Raw genomic sequence first — 18649 nt, 5'->3', positions numbered from 1 at the left:
CCCTTCCGGGCTACGCTGTTTCGCAGATAACAATGGCCTTTGTGGGAGCGGGCTTGTCCCGCGAAGCAGGCAACCCGGTGTCTGGCACCGGCTTTGCCGGTGTTCGCGGGACAAGCCCGCTCCCACAGACCATTGAGCGTCGATTAATCAAGGATCACCAGGCGATTGGGCAATTCATTGCGCGAATGGGTAGGCGGCACATGCTCGCTCAGCAACTCGCCACAGGCCTCGATGCATTCGACAAACCCTTGCAAGGTCCTGCCCTGGCGCACCTGTTCGGCAAAGCGGGCAACGATGGCCGCACGGGCTGCGGCATCCAGGCAGTGCTCGATACCGCGATCAACCAGAATTTCCACATGCCGCTCCGCCTCGCTGACAAAAATCAGCACCCCCGTCGCGCCCGTCGTGCGCTGCAGGTTCTGCTCGCGAAACTGCTGCCGGGCCAGGCGCGAAGCACGCCAGCGACGCAGCCACCGGGGTATCAGCCAGCCGGCCAGGCGTGGGTTGCGCAGCAGCAGGCACAGGCCGACAAACAGCAGCACGTTGGCCACCAGCAAGCCACGCACACCCGGCCAACCCGACAGCCAATGCATCAGCCCAGGCACAGCCAGCGCCAACACCGCGGCCCAGAACAACGGCCAATAGGCGTAATCGTCGGCACGCCGGGCCAGTACCGTGACCAGTTCGGCATCGGTACGCCGTTCGGCACGGGCAATGGCTTCGGCAATCTGCCGCTGATGGTATTCGTCGAAGGGGGTCATGCCGTCGGTCTCTTGAACGTTCTTATAGTTGTTGTCCCGGCATTCGGGGCTTCGTCCGCGGGTGACATATTCAGGCATAATCCGCCGCTGGATGAATTGCCTGCGAATCGTACAACAATAGCCGCCTGAAAACTTCGGCCGCGCACGTATCACCGTGGATACGGCACAAGCCCCAAAACGGAATTGATGATGAAACTGTCCTTGCTGGGCCTGGCCATGGGCCTTGCCAGTCAGGCGGCCCTCGCCGCCCCCTCCGCCCCGCCCCTGCAAGACAAGCAGGCCTTCATCGAGCATCTGATCAGCCAGATGACCGAAGCCGAGAAAATCGGCCAGTTGCGCCTGATCAGCATCGGCCCGGAAATGCCCCACGAGAAAATCCGTGAAGAAATCGCTGCCGGGCGTATCGGTGGTACCTTCAACTCGCGTACGGCACCCGAAAACCGCCCGATGCAGGATGCGGCCATGCGCAGCCGCCTGAAGATCCCGATGTTCTTTGCCTACGACACCATCCACGGCGAACGCACGATCTTCCCGATCGGCTTGGGCATGGCCGCCACCTGGGACATGGACGCCGTGGCCAAGGTTGGCCGCACCGCCGCCATCGAAGCCTCGGCCGATGCCCTGGACATGACCTTCGCCCCCATGGTCGACATTGCCCGCGACCCCCGCTGGGGCCGCACCAGTGAAGGCTTCGGCGAAGACACCTACCTGACCTCGAAAATCGGCCAGGTGATGGTGCGCTCGTTCCAGGGCAGCAGCCCGGGCAACCCCGACAGCATCATGGCCATCGTCAAGCACTTCGCCCTGTACGGCGCGGTAGAGGGCGGGCGCGACTACAACACGGTCGATATGAGCCTGCCAAAAATGTACAACGACTACCTGCCGCCCTACCGCGCCGCGCTCGACGCCGGTGCTGGCGGGGTAATGGTGGCGCTCAACTCGATCAACGGCGTGCCGGCCACCTCCAATACCTGGCTGATGAACGACCTGCTGCGCAAGGAATGGGGCTTCAAGGGCGTGACCATCAGCGACCACGGCGCCATCCAGGAGCTAATCCGCCATGGCGTCGCCCGTGATGGCCGCGAAGCGGCCAAGCTGGCAATCAAGGCCGGTATCGACATGAGCATGAACGACACCCTGTACGGCGAAGAGCTGCCGGGCCTGCTGAAGTCCGGTGAAGTGACCCAGCGCGAGCTCGACCAGGCCGTACGCGAAGTGCTGGGCGCCAAGTACGACATGGGCCTGTTCAAGGACCCGTACGTGCGCATCGGCAAGGCCGAAACCGACCTGAAGGATTACTACGGCAACGAACGCCTGCACCGCGAGGCCGCACGTGATGTGGCGCGCCGCAGCCTGGTGCTGCTGGAAAACAACAACCAGACCCTGCCGCTGAAGAAGGCCGGCACCATCGCCCTGGTCGGCCCGCTGGCCGATGCCCCGATCGACATGATGGGCAGTTGGGCTGCCGACGGCAAACCGATGCATTCGGTAACCGTGCGCGAAGGCCTGCGCCGCGCCGTGGAAGGCAAGGCCAAGCTGGTCTACGCCAAAGGCTCCAACGTCACCGGTGACAAGGCGATCCTCGACTACCTGAACTTCCTCAACTTCGACGCCCCGGAAATCGTCGACGACCCACGCCCGGCGGCCGTGCTGATAGACGAAGCAGTCAAGGCAGCGAAGCAGTCCGACGTGGTCGTGGCGGTGGTAGGCGAGTCGCGTGGCATGTCCCACGAGTCGTCGAGCCGCACCACCCTGGAAATCCCGGCCAGCCAGCGCGAGCTGATCAAAGCCCTGAAAGCCACTGGCAAACCGCTGGTACTGGTGCTGATGAATGGCCGCCCGCTGTCGATCGGCTGGGAACGTGAACAGGCCGACGCCATCCTCGAAACCTGGTTCTCCGGCACCGAGGGCGGCAATGCCATTGCCGACGTGCTGTTCGGTGACTACAACCCGTCCGGCAAGCTGGCCATCACCTTCCCGCGCTCGGTCGGGCAGATCCCGATGTACTACAACCACACCCGCATCGGCCGGCCGTTCACGCCAGGCAAGCCGGGCAACTACACCTCGCAGTATTTCGAAGAGCCCAACGGCCCGCTGTACCCGTTCGGCTATGGCCTGAGTTACAGCAGCTTCGAGCTGTCGGGCCTGACGTTATCGAACAAGGACCTCAAGCGCGGCGACACACTGGAGGCCAAGGTGACGGTGAAGAACACCGGCAAGGTGGCCGGCGAGACCGTGGTGCAGTTGTACCTGCAAGATGTGTCGGCCTCGATGAGCCGCCCGGTGAAAGAGCTGAAGAACTTCCAGAAACTGATGCTCAAGCCAGGCGAGACACGCACCTTGAGCTTCCGCATCAGTGAGGAAGACCTGAAGTTCTACAATGGCCAGCTGCAGCGGGTTGCCGAGCCTGGGGAATTCAATGTCCAGGTCGGGCTGGATTCCCAGGCGGTGAAGCAGCAGAGCTTTGAATTGCTGTAACTAAACGGTATCCAGTACCGGCCCTATCGCCGGCAAGCCAGCTCCCACAGGTACTGCACAGTCAGATGGCCCTGTGCAGTACCTGTGGGAGCTGGCTTGCCGGCGATAGGGCCCTGACAGCCCCCCCTCTTCCGGATCCGCCCCAATGCCCTTTTCCTTTCGCGCCCTGCGTCTGGGGCTGATTACCCTGCTGATCTTGCTAGGCACCGCCCTCAGTGCCGGCTGGGCCATGCACCAGGCCAAGCGCCAGGCCATGGAAGACGACGCCCAACGCGCCAACCAGCAACTGGGCCTGTACGCCAACACCCTGCACACCCTGATCGACCGCTACCGCGCCCTGCCCGCTGTGCTGGCCCTGGACCCGGAATTGATCGCTGCCCTGCGCGGCCCGGTAAACGAGGCGGTGCAGGACGCCCTCAACCGCAAGCTCGAACGCATCAACGGCGCCGCCAATTCCTCCACCCTCGAACTGCTCGACCGCACCGGCCTGGCCATTGCCGCCAGCAACTGGCGTTTGCCCAGCAGCTACGTCGGCTCCAACTACGGCTTCCGCCCTTACTTCAAGCAAACCCGCAGCCTGGGCAGTGGCCGCTTCTACGCCGTCGGCGTGACCAGTGGCGTGCCGGGCTACTTCCTCGCCAGCGCAGTCAACGACGAGCATGGCCGCTTCCTCGGTGCCATGGTGGTGAAACTGGAGTTCCCCGAGCTTGAGCGTGAATGGCGCCAGGGCAACGATATCCTGCTGGTCAGCGACGCCCGTGGTATCACCTTCATCGCCAACCAGGACGGCTGGCGTTACCGCGAGCTGCAGCCGCTCAGTGGCGCCGACCGTGCCGAGCTCGCCGAAACCCGCCAGTACGACAAGCAACCGCTGGTGCCGCTGCAGCATCAGGTACTCACCCGCTTTGCCGCCAATAGCACCCTTAGCCGCGTACAAGGCCCGGCAGGCAGTGCCGAATACTTGTGGGAAAGCCTGCCGCTGGAAGGCGAAAACTGGACCTTGCACCTGCTGCGCAAACCGCAGGTCGCCGCCGACGGCCGCAACGCCGCCCTCGGCGCAGCTGCCGTATGGCTGAGCCTGGTATTCGCCGCGCTGTTCGTCAGCCAGCGCCTGCGCCTGGCCCGTCTGCGCCAGCGCAGCCGGCAAGAACTCAAGCGCCAGGTCGAGGAACGCACCCGCGAGCTGCGCACCGCCCAGGAAGGCCTGGTGCAATCGGCCAAGCTGGCCGCACTCGGGCAGATGTCGGCGGCCATGGCCCACGAAATCAACCAGCCGCTAACCACCCAGCGCATGCAGCTGGAAACCCTGCGCCTGCTGCTCGACCATGGCCGCTACGACGAAGCGCGCCAGGCACTGGAGCCGCTGGAGCAAATGCTGACGCGCATGGCTGCACTCACCAGCCACCTGAAGACCTTCGCCCGCAACAGCCCGGTGGGCCTGCGCGAGCGCCTCGACCTGGCCACCGTGGTCGACCAGGCACTGCACCTGCTGGAAGCGCGCATTCGCAGCGAAGAGGTGGAGGTGGCCCTGTACCTGGCGCGCCCGGCCTGGGTGCGCGGCGATGCCATCCGCCTTGAGCAGGTGCTGATCAACCTGCTGCGCAATGCCCTCGACGCCATGGCCGACAAGCGCTACAAACGCCTGGAGATCCGCATCGAGCCTGACGGCGCACTGTGGCGCCTGAGTGTGCTGGACTCAGGTGGCGGCATTGCCGAAGCCGACCTGGCCAAGGTCTTCGACCCGTTCTTCACCACCAAACCGGTGGGCGAAGGGCTGGGACTGGGCCTGGCCATTTCCTATGGCATCGTCCACGAGGCCGGCGGCCAGCTGCTGGCCGAAAACCTGCCCGGCGGTGCACGCCTGAGCCTTACCCTGCCCCGAGACCTGGAGCCTGTATGTTGAATTCAGTGATCGTCGTCGATGATGAAGCCAGTATCCGTACGGCAGTCGAGCAATGGCTGAGCCTTTCCGGCTTCAGCGTGCAGTTGTTCGCCCGTGCTGAAGAGTGCCTGGCCAATCTGCCGCAGCATTTCCCCGGGGTGATCATCAGCGATGTGCGTATGCCCGGCATGGGCGGCCTGCAATTGCTCGAACGCCTGCAGGCGGACGACCCCGACCTGCCGGTGATCCTGCTGACCGGCCACGGTGATGTGCCCATGGCCGTGGAGGCCATGCGCAATGGGGCTTATGACTTCCTGGAAAAGCCGTTCACCCCTCAACATTTGCTGGGCAGCCTGCGCCGGGCCCTGGAAAAACGCCAGCTGGTGCTGGAAAACCGCCGGTTGCACGAGCGGGCCGACCTCAAGTCACGCCTGGAGGGCACGCTGCTGGGCATGTCCCAGGGCCTGCAGCAGTTGCGTCGCCAGGTACTGGACCTGGCCAACCTGCCGGTCAATGTGCTGATCCGTGGCGAAACCGGCAGTGGCAAAGAGCGGGTCGCCCGTTGCCTGCACGACTTTGGCCCACGCGCCGCCAAACCATTCGTTGCCCTCAATTGCGCGGCCATCCCCGAAGCACTGTTCGAAGCCGAGCTGTTCGGCCATGAAAGCGGTGCCTTCACCGGCGCCCAGGGCAAGCGCATCGGCAAGCTGGAGTATGCCAACGGCGGCACGGTGTTCCTTGATGAAATCGAAAGCATGCCCCTGGCCCAGCAGGCCAAGCTGCTGCGGGTGATCCAGGAGCAGAAGCTGGAGCGCCTGGGCGCCAACCAGAGCATCAGCGTCGATTTGCGCATCATCGCCGCAACCAAGCCCGACCTGCTCGAAGAAGCCCGCGCCGGGCGCTTCCGCGAAGACCTGGCTTACCGCCTGAACGTCGCCGAGTTGCGCCTTGCGCCATTGCGCGAGCGGCGCGAAGACATTCCACTGCTGTTCGGACACTTTGCCCGCGCTGCTGCCGACAGGCTTGGCCGTGCCGCCCCACCGCTGTCGGGTGCACAACTGGCACAGCTGCTGTCGCATGATTGGCCGGGCAATGTGCGTGAACTGGCCGATGCGGCGGAGCGGCATGCGCTGGGGCTGGGTTCACCGAACATCGAGGTGGCGCCTGGCGGGCAGTCGCTGGGCGAGCAGATGGAAGCGTTCGAGGCGCAGTGCCTGCGCGCGGCGTTGCGCCAGCACGGGGGGGCGATCAATGCGGTGATGGAGGCGTTGCAGCTGCCGCGGCGTACGCTGAACGAGAAGATGCAGCGGCATGGGTTGGTGCGTGAGGATTTTGTCGGCCGGGAATGAGCGGAAATCCGCTTATGGTGAGGGCCTGGTAGGCGGGAATTCGCTTATTACTTGGAGATTTTGGGGCTGCTTTGCAGCCCTTCGCGGGCAAGCCCGCTCCTACAAAGAAATGTGAAACATCTGGCGCAACGCGGTCCCTGTGGGAGCGGGCGTGCCCGCGAAGGGGCGTACAGCGCCCCCGTTTGGATCACCCCGCACCCATTTGGCACACCTTCTGCAATCACCTGTGCAAGCTGCGCTACGGCGCGCTCCACAAAAACAACGAGAAGGTATCCCTGATGGATAACGCCACCTCCCTGCCCGCCGGGGCGGCCACCGCGCCTGCCGCAGAAAAAACTACCGCCAGCCGCCTGAAGTCGATCTTCAGTGGGTCCATCGGCAACATGGTCGAATGGTACGACTGGTACGTCTACGCCGCATTCTCGCTGTACTTCGCCAAAGCCTTCTTCCCGGCCGGTGATTCCACTGCACAATTGCTCAACACCGCTGCGATCTTTGCCGTTGGCTTCCTGATGCGCCCGATCGGTGGCTGGCTGATGGGCCTGTACGCCGACCGCAAAGGCCGCAAGGCGGCACTGATGGCTTCGGTACTGCTAATGTGCGCGGGTTCGCTGGTCATCGCTCTCACCCCTGGGTATGAAACCATCGGCGTCGCCGCGCCGGTCCTGCTGGTCATCGCCCGCCTGCTGCAAGGCCTGTCGGTGGGTGGCGAATACGGCACCTCGGCCACCTACCTCAGCGAAATGGCCAGCAAGGAGCGCCGTGGCTTCTTCTCCAGCTTCCAGTACGTGACCCTGATCTCCGGCCAACTCATCGCCCTGGCGGTACTGATCGTGTTGCAACAGACCCTGACCACCGAGCAGCTGTACGCCTGGGGCTGGCGCGTGCCGTTCGTGATCGGTGCGCTGTGTGCCGTGGTGGCCCTGTACCTGCGTCGCGGCATGGAAGAAACCGCCTCGTTCACCAAGAAGGAAAAGGCCAAGGAAAGCCTGATGCGCACCCTGCTGCGCCACCCCAAGGAACTGATGACCGTGGTCGGCCTGACCATGGGCGGTACCCTGGCCTTCTACACCTACACCACCTACATGCAGAAGTACCTGGTCAACACCGTGGGCATGAGCATCAGCGACTCGACCACCATCTCGGCCGCCACGCTGTTCCTGTTCATGTGCCTGCAGCCGGTGATCGGCGGCCTGTCCGACAAGATCGGCCGTCGTCCGATCCTGATCGCCTTCGGTGTACTGGGCACCCTGTTCACCGTACCGATCCTCAGCACCCTGCACACCATCCAGACCTGGTGGGGTGCGTTCTTCCTGATCATGGCCGCGCTGATCATCGTCAGCGGCTACACCTCGATCAACGCCGTGGTCAAAGCCGAACTGTTCCCCACCGAGATCCGCGCCCTGGGCGTGGGCCTGCCGTACGCGCTGACGGTGTCGATCTTCGGCGGCACCGCCGAGTACGTCGCCCTGTGGTTCAAGAGCGCTGGCATGGAAAGCGGCTTCTACTGGTATGTCACTGCCTGCATTGCCTGTTCGCTGCTGGTCTATGCGACTATGAAGGACACCAAGCAGCATTCGCGGATTACTACTGACTGATATCGGCTTGCAGAAATGAAAGGGGCGTTCCAGAGCATGGGGCGCCCTTTTTTCTTACCTGCTCTGATAAAGCATCTCGGCTACCAGGTGCTTGTCAAAACATGTTTGCCGCCTTCGAGATCGAGCGCCGCCCGCGCGGCGCTTCGCGGCACAAGGCCGCTCCCACATCTGTTTCGGGCCAATTATTCCTGTGCCTTTGGCGCGCGAGCCCTGGGTGCATGGCTGGAGATTGATAATGAGCAGAGGCGCAGCCGATATCGATTGGAACAAACAAGGCGGCCAGCGGTGAACTCACAGAAGTGACTGGCCCGGAATAGATGTGGGAGCGGCCTTGTGCCGCGAAGCGCCGCGCGGGCGGCGCTCGATCTCAGCAGCACCGCAAACCTCAACCCATACCTCCAAAGCCCCTGATGAGCCGATTAAAAACCCTATTCGGCTCACAATGTGAGCCGAATAGCCCACTTAATCGGCTCATCTGTGCCTGAAAGCAGATTCAGGACATCTCCAACGCCTGACGCGGCTTACGACGCTGGTACCACCCAGCGCGGTGCTGAGGGTGTTGGAAAACAGGATCGCCACCCAGTAGAACAGCTCACGTTTTAGGTGCGGCGATGGTGCGAGCAATGCCTGAGAAATCGGTTGGTGATAGATGAAAAATACGTTCATTAACCCTATGCGTAAGATTTTTCCTTCTTAACGCGCCATTAATTCAACCCCAACAAGCTGCAATGGCTGGCAGAACGTCGGCGCATGCGCCGACCCTCCCAGAGCCAGGCCGCAGGCTGACTGGCTATGCGCGTACCCACACAAATCGAATAACCCGATCTTTAAACGCTATTTTTTGCGCTTTTTAATCAAATTAATCGGAGTAGCATTAAACCCATAGAAACAATCAACTCACGACCCTCTCGGAGCAACGACCATGAAAAACAAACTGATCCTTACCCTGGCCCTCTCGGTTTTTGCTGCTGGCGCCTTTGCCGAAGATGGCTTTGACCGTACCAACGCCCACACCTTCGCCGCAGCCCAGACTCAGTCGGCCAGCTACGCTGAAGATGGTTTCGACCGCACCGGCGGCCAACGCTTCGCCGAAGACGGCTTCGACCGCACCGGCGGCCAACGCTTTGCCGAAAACGGCTTCGATCGCACCAACGCTCACCGCATCAGCTGACCCCTGCTGCGAGCACCCAGCCCGGCTTTTGCCGGGCTTGATCATTTGCAGGCGGGCACAGGCTTGGCACACTAGGCACCTTGTCCACCAGGAGGTAGGGCCAGCAAGCCCAGCACAGATGTATTACTACGAACCCGCCAAAGGCCACGGCCTGCCCCACGACCCGTTCAATGCCATCGTCGGCCCCCGCCCTATCGGCTGGATCTCTTCACAGGACCGCGAAGGCCGTCTGAACCTGGCGCCTTACAGCTTCTTCAACGCCTTCAACTACATCCCGCCGATCATCGGTTTCTGCAGCGTCGGGCGCAAAGACAGCCTGAACAACATCGAGCAGACCGGCGAATTCGTCTGGAACCTGGCCACCCGGCCGCTGGCCGAGCAGATGAACCAGAGCTGCGCGCCGGTTGCTGCGGACGTGAGTGAATTCGAATTGAGTGGCCTCACTGCCACACCCTCGAGCATCGTCAAGGTGCCGCGCGTAGGCGAAACCCCGGTAGCCTTCGAGTGCAAGGTCAGCCAGATCGTCCAGCTAAAGCGGGCCGACCAGGAGCTGGTGCCCAGCTGGTTGATCCTTGGGGAAGTGGTAGCGGTGCACATTGCCGAGCACCTGTTGAACAACGGCATCTACGATACCGTGGCCGCCGAGCCGATTTTGCGTGGCGGCGGCCCGGCAGACTATTTCGAGCTGGGCAACCTGTTCAAGATGGGCCGCCCGCAAGCCTGATCACCAGATCAGCTCACCCTCTTCGCTGACGCCCTGCAGGCGTTGCAGCTCGGCCGTGGCCGCTTCATCGGCGGTCACGGCGCCCTTGAACACCTGCCCGTCGAGGACCTTGTGAAAACGCGGCGCGCCACCCATGCCCAGCGCCTTGACCGCAATGGCTGCGTTGTAACCACCGCCTTCCACCGGGACCATCGCCGAAACCGCTTCGAACTGCGGGAATTCCCTACGTGCCATGTTGCTCTCTACCTGGTTGATCAGTGCCCGGTATCTTACCCCAGCCACCGCGCCCCTTGTAGGAGCGGCCTTGCGTCGCGAAAGGGCTGCAGAGCAGCCCCAGGGTCTCAGCACAGATGCACAAATCGCCGGGGCTGCTGCGCAGCCCTTTCGCGACGCAAGGCCGCTCCTACAAGGGCCTGCGCCAGCTGAACAATCAATCAAAGGTATGCAGATCCAGGCTGCTGACCACCCGCGCCTGCACCAGCTCACCAAACACTTCCAGCGTCGGCGAAGCAAAGTAGCCACTCATCGCCTGCTGGTCCTGCCAGCTGCCACTGAGCAACCACAGGTCGGCATCGGCCTGCGAACGCTGCACGGTGAAGCTCAGGCAACCCGGCGCTCGCCGCGAGGGCTCGAGCAGGTCACGCAGGCGCGCGCCCAACTCCGCCGAGCGCCCGCTGCTGGCACGAATGAACGCAAGATGGGTGACCGGTTGTTTTAAGGTCATTGCTCAATCTCCTTGAAGCAGGCGGACGGAAAAGCCAGGCTGCCAAGGTTAGGGGCTCTCCCGCGCGACGCGTTAGGCCATTACTGCTGGTCGATTGCCTGATCCTGCAGCGTGGCAGGATCAGGCAATCGACGTGCAGCTTTCGACTAGCGCCCGCCATTGCCCAAACCTATGCTGCGACGGTCAGCAGAGGAAAGCCATCATGACCACCGCCACGCCCACCGACCCGCCCCTGGAACAGCAGCGCCTGGAGCTGGCCGAACTGATTACCCGCCATGCCGGCGAGCCCCACGGCCCGGCATCGGCCATTGCTGACCTGTACCTGGTGCGCTATACCGAGAACGTGCGATCGGTGCCCACCCTGGCACAACCCGCCCTGTGCATCCTGGCCCAGGGCAGCAAAAGCCTGTTCCTCGGTGACGAGCAATACGCCTACGACCCACTGCACTACATGGTGGTCTCGGTAACCTTGCCGCTCAGCGGCGTAAGGCTCGATGCCAGCCCGGAAAACCCCAGCCTGGGCCTGCGCATGGACCTGGACCCGGCCGAGATCAGCCAGCTGATCGCCGAAAGCGGGCCAATGCTGGTGCCCAACCGGCCTTCCGGTCGCGGCTTGTATGTGGACAGAACCGATGCGGCATTGCTCGACGCCCTGCTACGGCTGATTCGGCTGCTGGACACCCCGCGCGATATCGCGATGCTCGCACCGCTGTTCCGCCGCGAAATTCTCTACCGCATGTTGCGCGGGCCGCAGGGCTATCGGCTGTACGAAATTGCCTTGGCCAACAGCCAGACCCACCGGGTCTGCCAGGCCATTACCTGGCTCAACAACAACTACCAGCAGCCACTGCGTATCGAAGACCTGGCGCGTGAGGTCAACCTGAGTACCTCGACCTTGCACCACCGCTTCAAGGCAGTAACGTCAATGAGCCCGTTGCAGTACCAGAAGCAACTGCGCCTGCAGGAGGCGCGGCGGTTGATGTTGAACGACGGGCTTGAGGCGGCGGTAGCGGCCTATCGGGTGGGGTATGAAAGCCCGTCGCAGTTCAGCCGCGAATACAGCCGGCTGTATGGCGCGCCGCCGATTCGCGATGTGGCCCGGTTGCGGGCTACAGCTGGCTGAAGTTTCTGGTGGCTGTACCGGCCCTATCGCCGGCAAGCCAGCTCCCACAAGTTCGCCACAGGTCCTGAAGGTTGTGGAGTACCTGTGGGAGCTGGCTTGCCGGCGATAGGGCCAGCACCAGCAACCCAAGGCTAAAGTTTCAACCGATAACCGTTTCCTGCCACTGATTCTGGTCAACCTGAATCAAGGTCGGCCCCTTGCGCTCCACCGCCTCCCCCAGCGCCGCCTGCAATTGCGCCACATCCGCCACGCTCTGCGCCGCAGCCCCCAACGCCCGCGCCACGCCGATGAAGTCCGGGGTGTGAATATCCACCCCGACCGGCTCGATCGCCCGGTTGACCATGTACTTCTTGATTTCCTCGTACCCCTGGTTATTCCACAGCAGCACGATCAGCGGCACCTGCGCTTCCACCGCGCTGGCCAGTTCGGGCAGGGTGAACTGCAAACCGCCATCCCCAATCAGGCACACCGACGGCGCGCGTTCGCCAGCTTGCTCGGCACTGCCCAGCCAGGCGCCCATGGCCGCCGGCAGCGCGTAACCCAGGGTGCCGTAACCGGTCGAGGCATTGAACCAACGCCGTGGCTGATCCATGTCCAACGTCAGGTTGCCGGTGTACACCGGCTGGGTCGAGTCGCCCACCAGAATGGCATTGGGCAGACGTTCGAGAATCGCGCTCAGCAAGCGCGTCTGGCTCAGCGTCGGCAGGTCCCAGCCCGCCGCCAGGGCCTGGCGCAGGTTGGCCACGCGGGCCACACCCCAGGTGCTTTCACGCAGCGGTTGCGGCTGTGCATGCAAGGCGCCCAGCAGCGCGTCGGCGGCCAGTTCGGCATCGGCCACCAACGCCAACTCCGGCAGGTAGTTACGCACGGTCTGGTCGGGATCGATGTCGATACGCAGCAGGCTGCCCGGGATCTCGAAGCCGCCCTTGAAGGTCACGTCATAATCGGTTTCGGCCAGTTCGGTGCCGATCGCCAACACCACGTCGGCCTCGGCCACCAGCGCCCGCGTGGCCGGCAGCGACTGGGTCGAGCCGATCTGCAGGGGGTGGCTGGCCGGCAGCAAACCCTTGGCATTGATGGTCAACGCCACCGGCGCCTGCAGGTGTTCGGCCAGGCGTGCCAGCGCAGCACCTGCTGCCAAGGCACCACCACCGGCGAGGATCAATGGCCGCCGTGCGCTGGCCAGGCGTTCAGCCATCTGGGCCACGGCCTGCGGTGCAGCACCTGCCCGGTGACCACGCACCGGGCGGCCCGGCAGCAGTTGGTCGGCCGGCTCAACCAGTACATCCAGCGGGATCTCGATATGCACCGGGCGCGGCCGGGCGCTGTCGAATACCGCGAAGGCTCGCGCCAATACTTGTGGCAGGTCGGCCGCACTCATCAGGGTGTGCGAAAACGCCGCGACACCCGCCACCAGCGCCGCCTGGTTAGGCAGCTCGTGCAACTTGCCGCGGCCACCGCCCAGCTGGTCCCGCGACTGCACGCTGGAAATCACCAGCATGGGAATCGAGTCGGCATAGGCCTGACCCATGGCGGTGGTGATGTTGGTCATGCCCGGGCCGGTGATGATGAAACACACCCCGGGTTTGCCACGGGTGCGCGCATAGCCGTCAGCCATGAACCCGGCGCCCTGCTCGTGACGCGGGGTGATATGGCGAATCGACGAGCCCGCCAGGCCACGGTAGAGCTCCACGGTATGCACGCCGGGGATGCCGAAGACATGGTCCACGCCATAGCCTTCAAGGAGTTTGACCAGTACTTCGCCGCAGGTTGCCATTGGGGTTCACCATGAATCTTGTTGGGTTATGCGCTTATTGGACCCAAGCCACGGCTATCGCCACAATGCAAAAAAACACATACTAGCCATGTCCTGAGATCATGGCTTATTGCGATGAAACGCCTCCCGCCCCTGCCTGCCCTGCATACCTTTCTGATCACCGCCCAGTGCTGCAATTTCACCCGTGCCGGGCAGCAGTTGCACATTACCCAAGGCGCCGTCAGCCGGCAGGTCGCCGCCCTGGAGGAGCAACTGGGTTATGCCCTGTTCCAGCGCCAGGCCCGCGGTTTGAGCCTGACCCGTGAAGGCCAGGACTGGCTGCCACGGGTGCAACAGGTGTTTGCGCTGATCGAGCAAGGGGTGCGCGAGGTGGGCGAGCACAGCACGACCCTGCAGTTGAAGGCGCCCACGTGCGTGATGCGCTGGCTGCTGCCGCGCCTGATGGAATGGCAGGCACTGCGCCCCGACGTACCGGTGGAGCTGACCACCACCGTTCAGCATGGCGTGGATTTTCGCCGCGAGGGCTTTGATGCAGCGGTGGTCTATGGCGATGCACCGAACCACGGGCTACAGGTACGCAAGCTGTTCGATGAGCAACTGACGCCGGTGTGCTCACCGTCACTGCGTGAGGGGCCGCTGCCGTTGCAGCAGGTTGAAGACCTGGCGCGGCACATGTTGCTGCACCCCTCGCGGGATGAGCATGACTGGCGGTTATGGCTGCAGTCGGCTGGTGTAACGCTGGCGGCACAGGGGCCAAAGCAGCATTTCGAGACGCTGGACATGGCAATGGCCATGGCTTCGCAGGGGACAGGCGTGGCGATCGGTGATTGGTCGCTGATTGGCGATGACTTGCGCGGTGGGCGGTTGTGCATGCCGTTTGCACTGAAGGTACTGACCGGTAAAGGCTATTACCTGGTCAGCCAGGCCAGGAACCTACCGCCGGGGTTGCTGGAGTTGCTGGATTGGCTGGAGGGACAGGCCAGCTTGTGATGGCCCTTTCGCGGGCTCGCCCTAATGCCGGTCAGTTAAGAAAAGGCAAGGTGTCCTCCATGCTTTTAGCAGCGCCTATTCGATCGAGCGCCGCCCGCGCGGCGGTTCGCGGCACAAGGCCGCTCCCACATCTGTTTCGGGCCAGTTACTCCTGCCACCTGCGCACTCGCACCCTGGATGCATGGCTGGAGATTGATGAAAAGCAGCGGCGCCCCCTTCGATATCGAAGGGAACAAACAAGGCGGACAGCGGTGACCTCACAGAAGTGACTGGCCCGAAACAAACAGTGGGAGCGGGCTTGTCCCGCGAAGCGCCGCGCGGGCGGCGCTCGATCTAACAGGCAACCAAAATCCCAAGGCAAGCACCCGTCAGCCCTCACCGCTTAACTGACCGGCATTAGGGCATGCCCCGTCACGCCCCTGTAGGTGCGCAGGGTCGCGGGCAATGGCCAGCACACTGTGACCACGGCGCAGGGCCTCTTCCAGCAACTGGCTGCCCGCGCGGCCAGTTGGCACCGATGATTGCAATCTTGCTCATGGGTTACGCTCCATCAGTTGAACGGAATTACCACTTCATTTCTCCCTTGGCGACTTTGGCCCCTAGCTCCAGCGAGCTTTCATCGGCCAGGCCCGGGTAACGCTGCTTCATCGTCTTGATCAACGCGCCAGCATCTTTCGCCTTGGCGGCTTCGGCATCGAAAGCACGAATGTAATTGGCCGTGAAGCGCACGGCCTCCAGCGAGTGGCTGCTGTCGCCCAGGTAATGGCCCGGGATGACCGTGCGCGGTGTCAGCGCCTCGATCTGCGCGAGCGTGCCAAGCCAGTCGGTATGCGACTTGGCCGTTTGCGTGTCGGCCATCCACACATGAATGTGCTCGGACACCACCACGCCACCGACCACCGCCTTGATCGACGGGATCCAGACAAAACTGCGCTCAGGCTGCGGGCCGTCCAGGCCAATCACTTCGAGGGCCTGCCCCTCCAACGTCAGACGGTTGCCTTCAAGCACCTGCGGCAGCACCAGGCGCGCGGGTTTGTCCGCGCCCATCTGCGGGCCCCAGTACGCCAGCTTGGCGTCCCTGGTCTGGCGGATATGGGCAACGGTAGCGGCCGAAGCCAGCACCTTGGCGTCGGGGAAGGCCTGGGTCAGCGTATCCAGGCCGAAGTAGTAGTCCGGGTCACCGTGGCTGATGTAGATGCTGGTCAGCTGCTTGCCACCCGCCCGCAAGCGTTGTACCAGCTGCTCGGCCTGCGCCTTGCCGAACTGGGCATCGACCAGCACGGCGTCGTGCTCGCCACTGACGATCACCGAACTGACCGGGAAAATCGCCTCGTGCCCGGGGTTATAGACCTCCAGTTGCAAGGGCTCGGCAGCCCGCACCGGGCCGGCCAGGGTCACGCAGGCCAGCAGCAGGCCACGCAGGGGAATGAACAGGGACATTGGCAACGCCTTCAGCTGAACAATGCCCAACAGCTTAGTTGCCCGATCCGTGACAAAAAATGCCATGCTTGAACATAGTTTGTTTCTGAAATCGGGCAAATCATGGACCGTCTCAACGCCATGCGCGTGTTCGTCACCGTGGTCGACCTGGGCAGCCAGTCGGCGGCGGCGGACCATCTGCAACTGTCGCGCCCGGTCGTGTCGCGCTACTTGGCCGAGCTGGAAGACTGGGTGGGCGCGCGGCTGATGCAGCGCACCACGCGCAAGCTCAGCCTCACTGCCGCCGGCCAGGAAACCCTGCCGCGCTGCCGGCAACTGCTGGAGCTGGCCGGTGACCTGCAAGCTGCAGTGCAGCAGCCGGATGATGCACCAAGGGGTGCATTGCGCATCAGCGTCAGCACCTCGTTCGGCCAGGCACAACTGGTGGATGCGATCGCTGCTTATGTGCGGCGCTACCCTGGGGTAACGATTGAACTGCACATGCTCGACCGCACCGTCAACCTGGTGGACGAGCGTATCGACCTGGCCATCCGCACCAGCAACGACCTCGACCCCAACCTGATCGCCCGGCGCCTGAGCGTGTGCCGTTCGGTGGTGTGTGCGGCACCGGCGTACCTGCGCGAGCAGGGTACGCCACTATTGGTCGAGGAACTGAGCGGGCACAACTGCCTGACCCATGCTTATTTTGGTCATAGCCTGTGGCACTTCGAAGTGGCCGGCCAGCAAGTTGCCGTACCGGTGGCGGGAAACATCAGTGCCAACGAAGCAATGACCTTGCAGAAGGCGGCACTGGCCGGCGCGGGCATCGCCATGCTGCCGACTTACCAGGCCGCCGAGGCCCTGCGCAAAGGCGAGCTGGTGCGCCTGCTGCCACACGCCAAGCCACGCGAGCTGAGCCTGAATGCGGTGTATACGTCGCGCAAGCACATGCCGGCGACCTTGCGCAGCATGCTGGATTTTCTGGTGCAGCGGTTCAGGGACGAACCGGAGTGGGACCGCGATTTATAAAGTTCACGCCCCTTGTAGGAGCGGCCTTGTGTCGCGATCGGGCCGCAAAGCGGCCCCGGCAATATCTGCTGCCAAGCTGAAGACCTGGGGCCGCTGTGCGGCCCGATCGCGACACAAGGCCGCTCCTACAGGGATCGTGCGCGGCAGCACTGAAATTGGCCTAAGCTGCAAGGTATCACCTATCGCTGTACCAGGAGGTGAGCACCATGGGCATCAAATCAAGAAGAGTCGCCCTTGTCATGGCCCTGACCGCAGTCGCAGGGCTGTACGGCTCGGCCTGCTGGCGCGCTGAGCTGCTACGAAGCCAGCCAAGCGCCGCCGCCAGCTGCGAGCAGGCACATTGCGTGCCTCACACGGCAACCTTGAGCGCCGTCCGTTGAGTTGACGGCGCCCTGCCGGTCACTCCTCGACGCTCATGTATTCCTTGGCCCAACGGATGTAGTCCTCGGGCTGGGTGTAGGTGTGCGAGAGTTCGGTGGCACTGAGGTTTTCCGACTTGTTCTGCTTGCCGCGCTGCAGGCGCAGGCAGTCGTAAGTGGCCTTGATCGCCGCAAAGTAAGCCGCGTGGCCATCGACGGCAATGCGCACACCCAGGCGCGCCAGGCGCTCGTCGTCATGCAGGTTGGGGTTGCCATAGGTGACCAGCATCAGCGGCACAGTCAGGTGCTCGGCAATCTTTTCCAGCTGCTCGAAGTCCTTCACGCCCACCATGCAGATACCATCGGCACCGGCCTTCTGGTAGCTCTGGGTACGCACAATGATTTCTTCAGTGGTCAGCACGCCAGCATTGGTGCGGGCAATGATCGACAGCGAGGAATCGACCCGGGCTTCCAGCGCCGCACGGATCTTGCCAACGCCCTCATCGACCGGGATCAGGTCAGTGGACTTGCGCCCGAACTGGGCGGGCAGCAGGGTGTCTTCGATGGTCAGGGCGGCCACGCCGGCGCGCTCCAGCTCGATCACCGTGCGCATCACGTTGAGTGCGTTGCCATAGCCATGGTCGGCGTCGGCCAGAAACGGCAGCTGCGCTACGCGGCCAATACGGGTGGCCTGCTCGACGAACTCACTCAGGGTGATCAGCGCAAAGTCCGGTGCAGCCAGTACCTGCAACGAGGCAACGGACCCGCCAAGGATGCCGACTTCGAAGCCCAGGTCAGCGGCAATGCGCGCCGACATCGGGTCGAACACCGACGCGGTGTGGTAACAGGAACCTGAAGCGAGCAGCTCGCGGAAGGCAAAACGCAGATCTTGATGGGAAGCCTTGGGCATGGTCACTCCGCTAATAGTTGAAATTTTGAACGGTAACTACCGACCCCTGTAATCGGGTCTACCTGACCTGTTCCAACCGTCGCCATCTGGGCGGTCATGCTCGACATGCAGGCAGAGGAATAAAAGGTGTGGGAGACAGCTGGCTAAAAGCCTGCGGCAGATGTTGCACCAAGCTGGTGCAGGCCGCGGTTTTCAGCCCCTGTGGCATACCAACGATATCACGCGGCCATGCAGCACTGGATGAATGCGCCAATGCCGATTCGGCATAGGGGATGCAGATAGTACATAGGAAGCTATCTAACTCAGGTTACAATCCGGGTACTCCATGCTGGCCTTTTCGCGGGTAAACCCGCTC

The 18649-nt window shown here is 63.1% G+C and carries 14 protein-coding genes and 2 pseudogenes; 9 read left to right on the top strand and 7 right to left on the bottom strand.

Annotated elements, in window-relative coordinates; all coding sequences use genetic code 11:
• Positions 1–143: 143 nt before the first annotated feature.
• Positions 144–761 carry a TPM domain-containing protein gene (locus tag ACI2KG_RS02870; RefSeq protein ID WP_404660709.1) on the bottom strand — a complete coding sequence of 206 codons (618 nt, stop codon included), beginning with the start codon at positions 759–761 and terminating at the stop codon, positions 144–146.
• A 186-nt stretch (positions 762–947) separates the two neighbouring features.
• On the opposite strand from ACI2KG_RS02870, the gene bglX reads away from it, so the two are divergent.
• The 6 genes and pseudogenes from bglX (at position 948) to ACI2KG_RS02840 (ending at position 9963) form a co-directional block, all read left to right on the top strand.
• Positions 948–3239 (top strand): beta-glucosidase BglX, encoded by a 2292-nt coding sequence (gene bglX / locus ACI2KG_RS02865; RefSeq protein WP_404660708.1) that lies wholly within the window; start codon positions 948–950, stop codon positions 3237–3239.
• A 145-nt stretch (positions 3240–3384) separates the two neighbouring features.
• Entirely contained in the window at positions 3385–5142 is a 1758-nt protein-coding gene (locus ACI2KG_RS02860; protein ID WP_404660707.1) for an ATP-binding protein, read from the top strand.
• Positions 5136–6470 (top strand): sigma-54-dependent transcriptional regulator, encoded by a 1335-nt coding sequence (locus ACI2KG_RS02855; RefSeq protein WP_404660706.1) that lies wholly within the window; start codon positions 5136–5138, stop codon positions 6468–6470. Before ACI2KG_RS02860 ends, ACI2KG_RS02855 begins: the two co-directional genes overlap by 7 nt.
• A gap of 278 nt (positions 6471–6748) precedes the next feature.
• Positions 6749–8068 (top strand): MFS transporter, encoded by a 1320-nt coding sequence (locus ACI2KG_RS02850; protein ID WP_258653858.1) that lies wholly within the window; start codon positions 6749–6751, stop codon positions 8066–8068.
• A gap of 922 nt (positions 8069–8990) precedes the next feature.
• Positions 8991–9236: pseudogene (locus ACI2KG_RS02845) on the top strand (hypothetical protein); the annotation flags it as partial.
• 121 nt (positions 9237–9357) lie between these two features.
• Positions 9358–9963 carry a flavin reductase family protein gene (locus tag ACI2KG_RS02840; protein WP_400614716.1) on the top strand — a complete coding sequence of 202 codons (606 nt, stop codon included), beginning with the start codon at positions 9358–9360 and terminating at the stop codon, positions 9961–9963.
• On the opposite strand, the gene ACI2KG_RS02835 is transcribed toward ACI2KG_RS02840, so the two are convergent.
• The gene (locus tag ACI2KG_RS02835) at positions 9964–10197 is read right to left on the bottom strand and encodes a hypothetical protein (protein WP_404660705.1); all 234 of its coding nucleotides are present in this window, start codon (positions 10195–10197) and stop codon (positions 9964–9966) included. It abuts the gene before it with no gap.
• Positions 10198–10393: 196 nt separating this feature from the next.
• Positions 10394–10687 carry a putative quinol monooxygenase gene (locus ACI2KG_RS02830; RefSeq protein WP_404660704.1) on the bottom strand — a complete coding sequence of 98 codons (294 nt, stop codon included), beginning with the start codon at positions 10685–10687 and terminating at the stop codon, positions 10394–10396.
• Positions 10688–10889: 202 nt separating this feature from the next.
• Between ACI2KG_RS02830 and ACI2KG_RS02825 the strand changes: the two genes are divergently transcribed.
• Entirely contained in the window at positions 10890–11810 is a 921-nt protein-coding gene (locus tag ACI2KG_RS02825) for an AraC family transcriptional regulator N-terminal domain-containing protein (protein ID WP_404660703.1), read from the top strand.
• A gap of 139 nt (positions 11811–11949) precedes the next feature.
• On the opposite strand, the gene ACI2KG_RS02820 is transcribed toward ACI2KG_RS02825, so the two are convergent.
• The gene (locus tag ACI2KG_RS02820) at positions 11950–13587 is read right to left on the bottom strand and encodes a 5-guanidino-2-oxopentanoate decarboxylase (protein WP_404660702.1); all 1638 of its coding nucleotides are present in this window, start codon (positions 13585–13587) and stop codon (positions 11950–11952) included.
• A 114-nt stretch (positions 13588–13701) separates the two neighbouring features.
• Here ACI2KG_RS02820 and ACI2KG_RS02815 point away from each other — a divergent pair, with 114 nt between their 5' ends.
• Positions 13702–14577, top strand: coding sequence for a LysR substrate-binding domain-containing protein (locus tag ACI2KG_RS02815; RefSeq protein WP_404660701.1), 876 nt, complete (start codon positions 13702–13704; stop codon positions 14575–14577).
• A gap of 407 nt (positions 14578–14984) precedes the next feature.
• On the opposite strand, the pseudogene ACI2KG_RS02810 reads toward ACI2KG_RS02815, so the two are convergent.
• Positions 14985–15114, bottom strand: a pseudogene (locus tag ACI2KG_RS02810) (NAD(P)H-binding protein); the annotation flags it as partial.
• A gap of 27 nt (positions 15115–15141) precedes the next feature.
• Positions 15142–16017: an MBL fold metallo-hydrolase gene (locus ACI2KG_RS02805; protein WP_404660700.1), complete on the bottom strand. Its 876-nt coding sequence runs from the start codon at positions 16015–16017 to the stop codon at positions 15142–15144.
• A 102-nt stretch (positions 16018–16119) separates the two neighbouring features.
• On the opposite strand from ACI2KG_RS02805, the gene ACI2KG_RS02800 reads away from it, so the two are divergent.
• The gene (locus ACI2KG_RS02800; protein WP_404660699.1) at positions 16120–17025 is read left to right on the top strand and encodes a LysR family transcriptional regulator; all 906 of its coding nucleotides are present in this window, start codon (positions 16120–16122) and stop codon (positions 17023–17025) included.
• A 399-nt stretch (positions 17026–17424) separates the two neighbouring features.
• Here ACI2KG_RS02800 and ACI2KG_RS02795 read toward each other — a convergent pair whose 3' ends face one another.
• Complete coding sequence (locus tag ACI2KG_RS02795) at positions 17425–18294, bottom strand: oxaloacetate decarboxylase (protein ID WP_404660698.1); 870 nt, start codon at positions 18292–18294, stop codon at positions 17425–17427.
• Positions 18295–18649: the final 355 nt, after the last annotated feature.

Origin of the sequence: Pseudomonas sp. NPDC089407 (genome assembly GCF_044900445.1) — a bacterium.
Taxonomy (GTDB): Bacteria; Pseudomonadota; Gammaproteobacteria; order Pseudomonadales; family Pseudomonadaceae; genus Aquipseudomonas.
The sequence above is the reverse complement of the archived record's forward strand: the minus strand, read 5'-3'. Positions and strand labels throughout refer to the sequence as shown.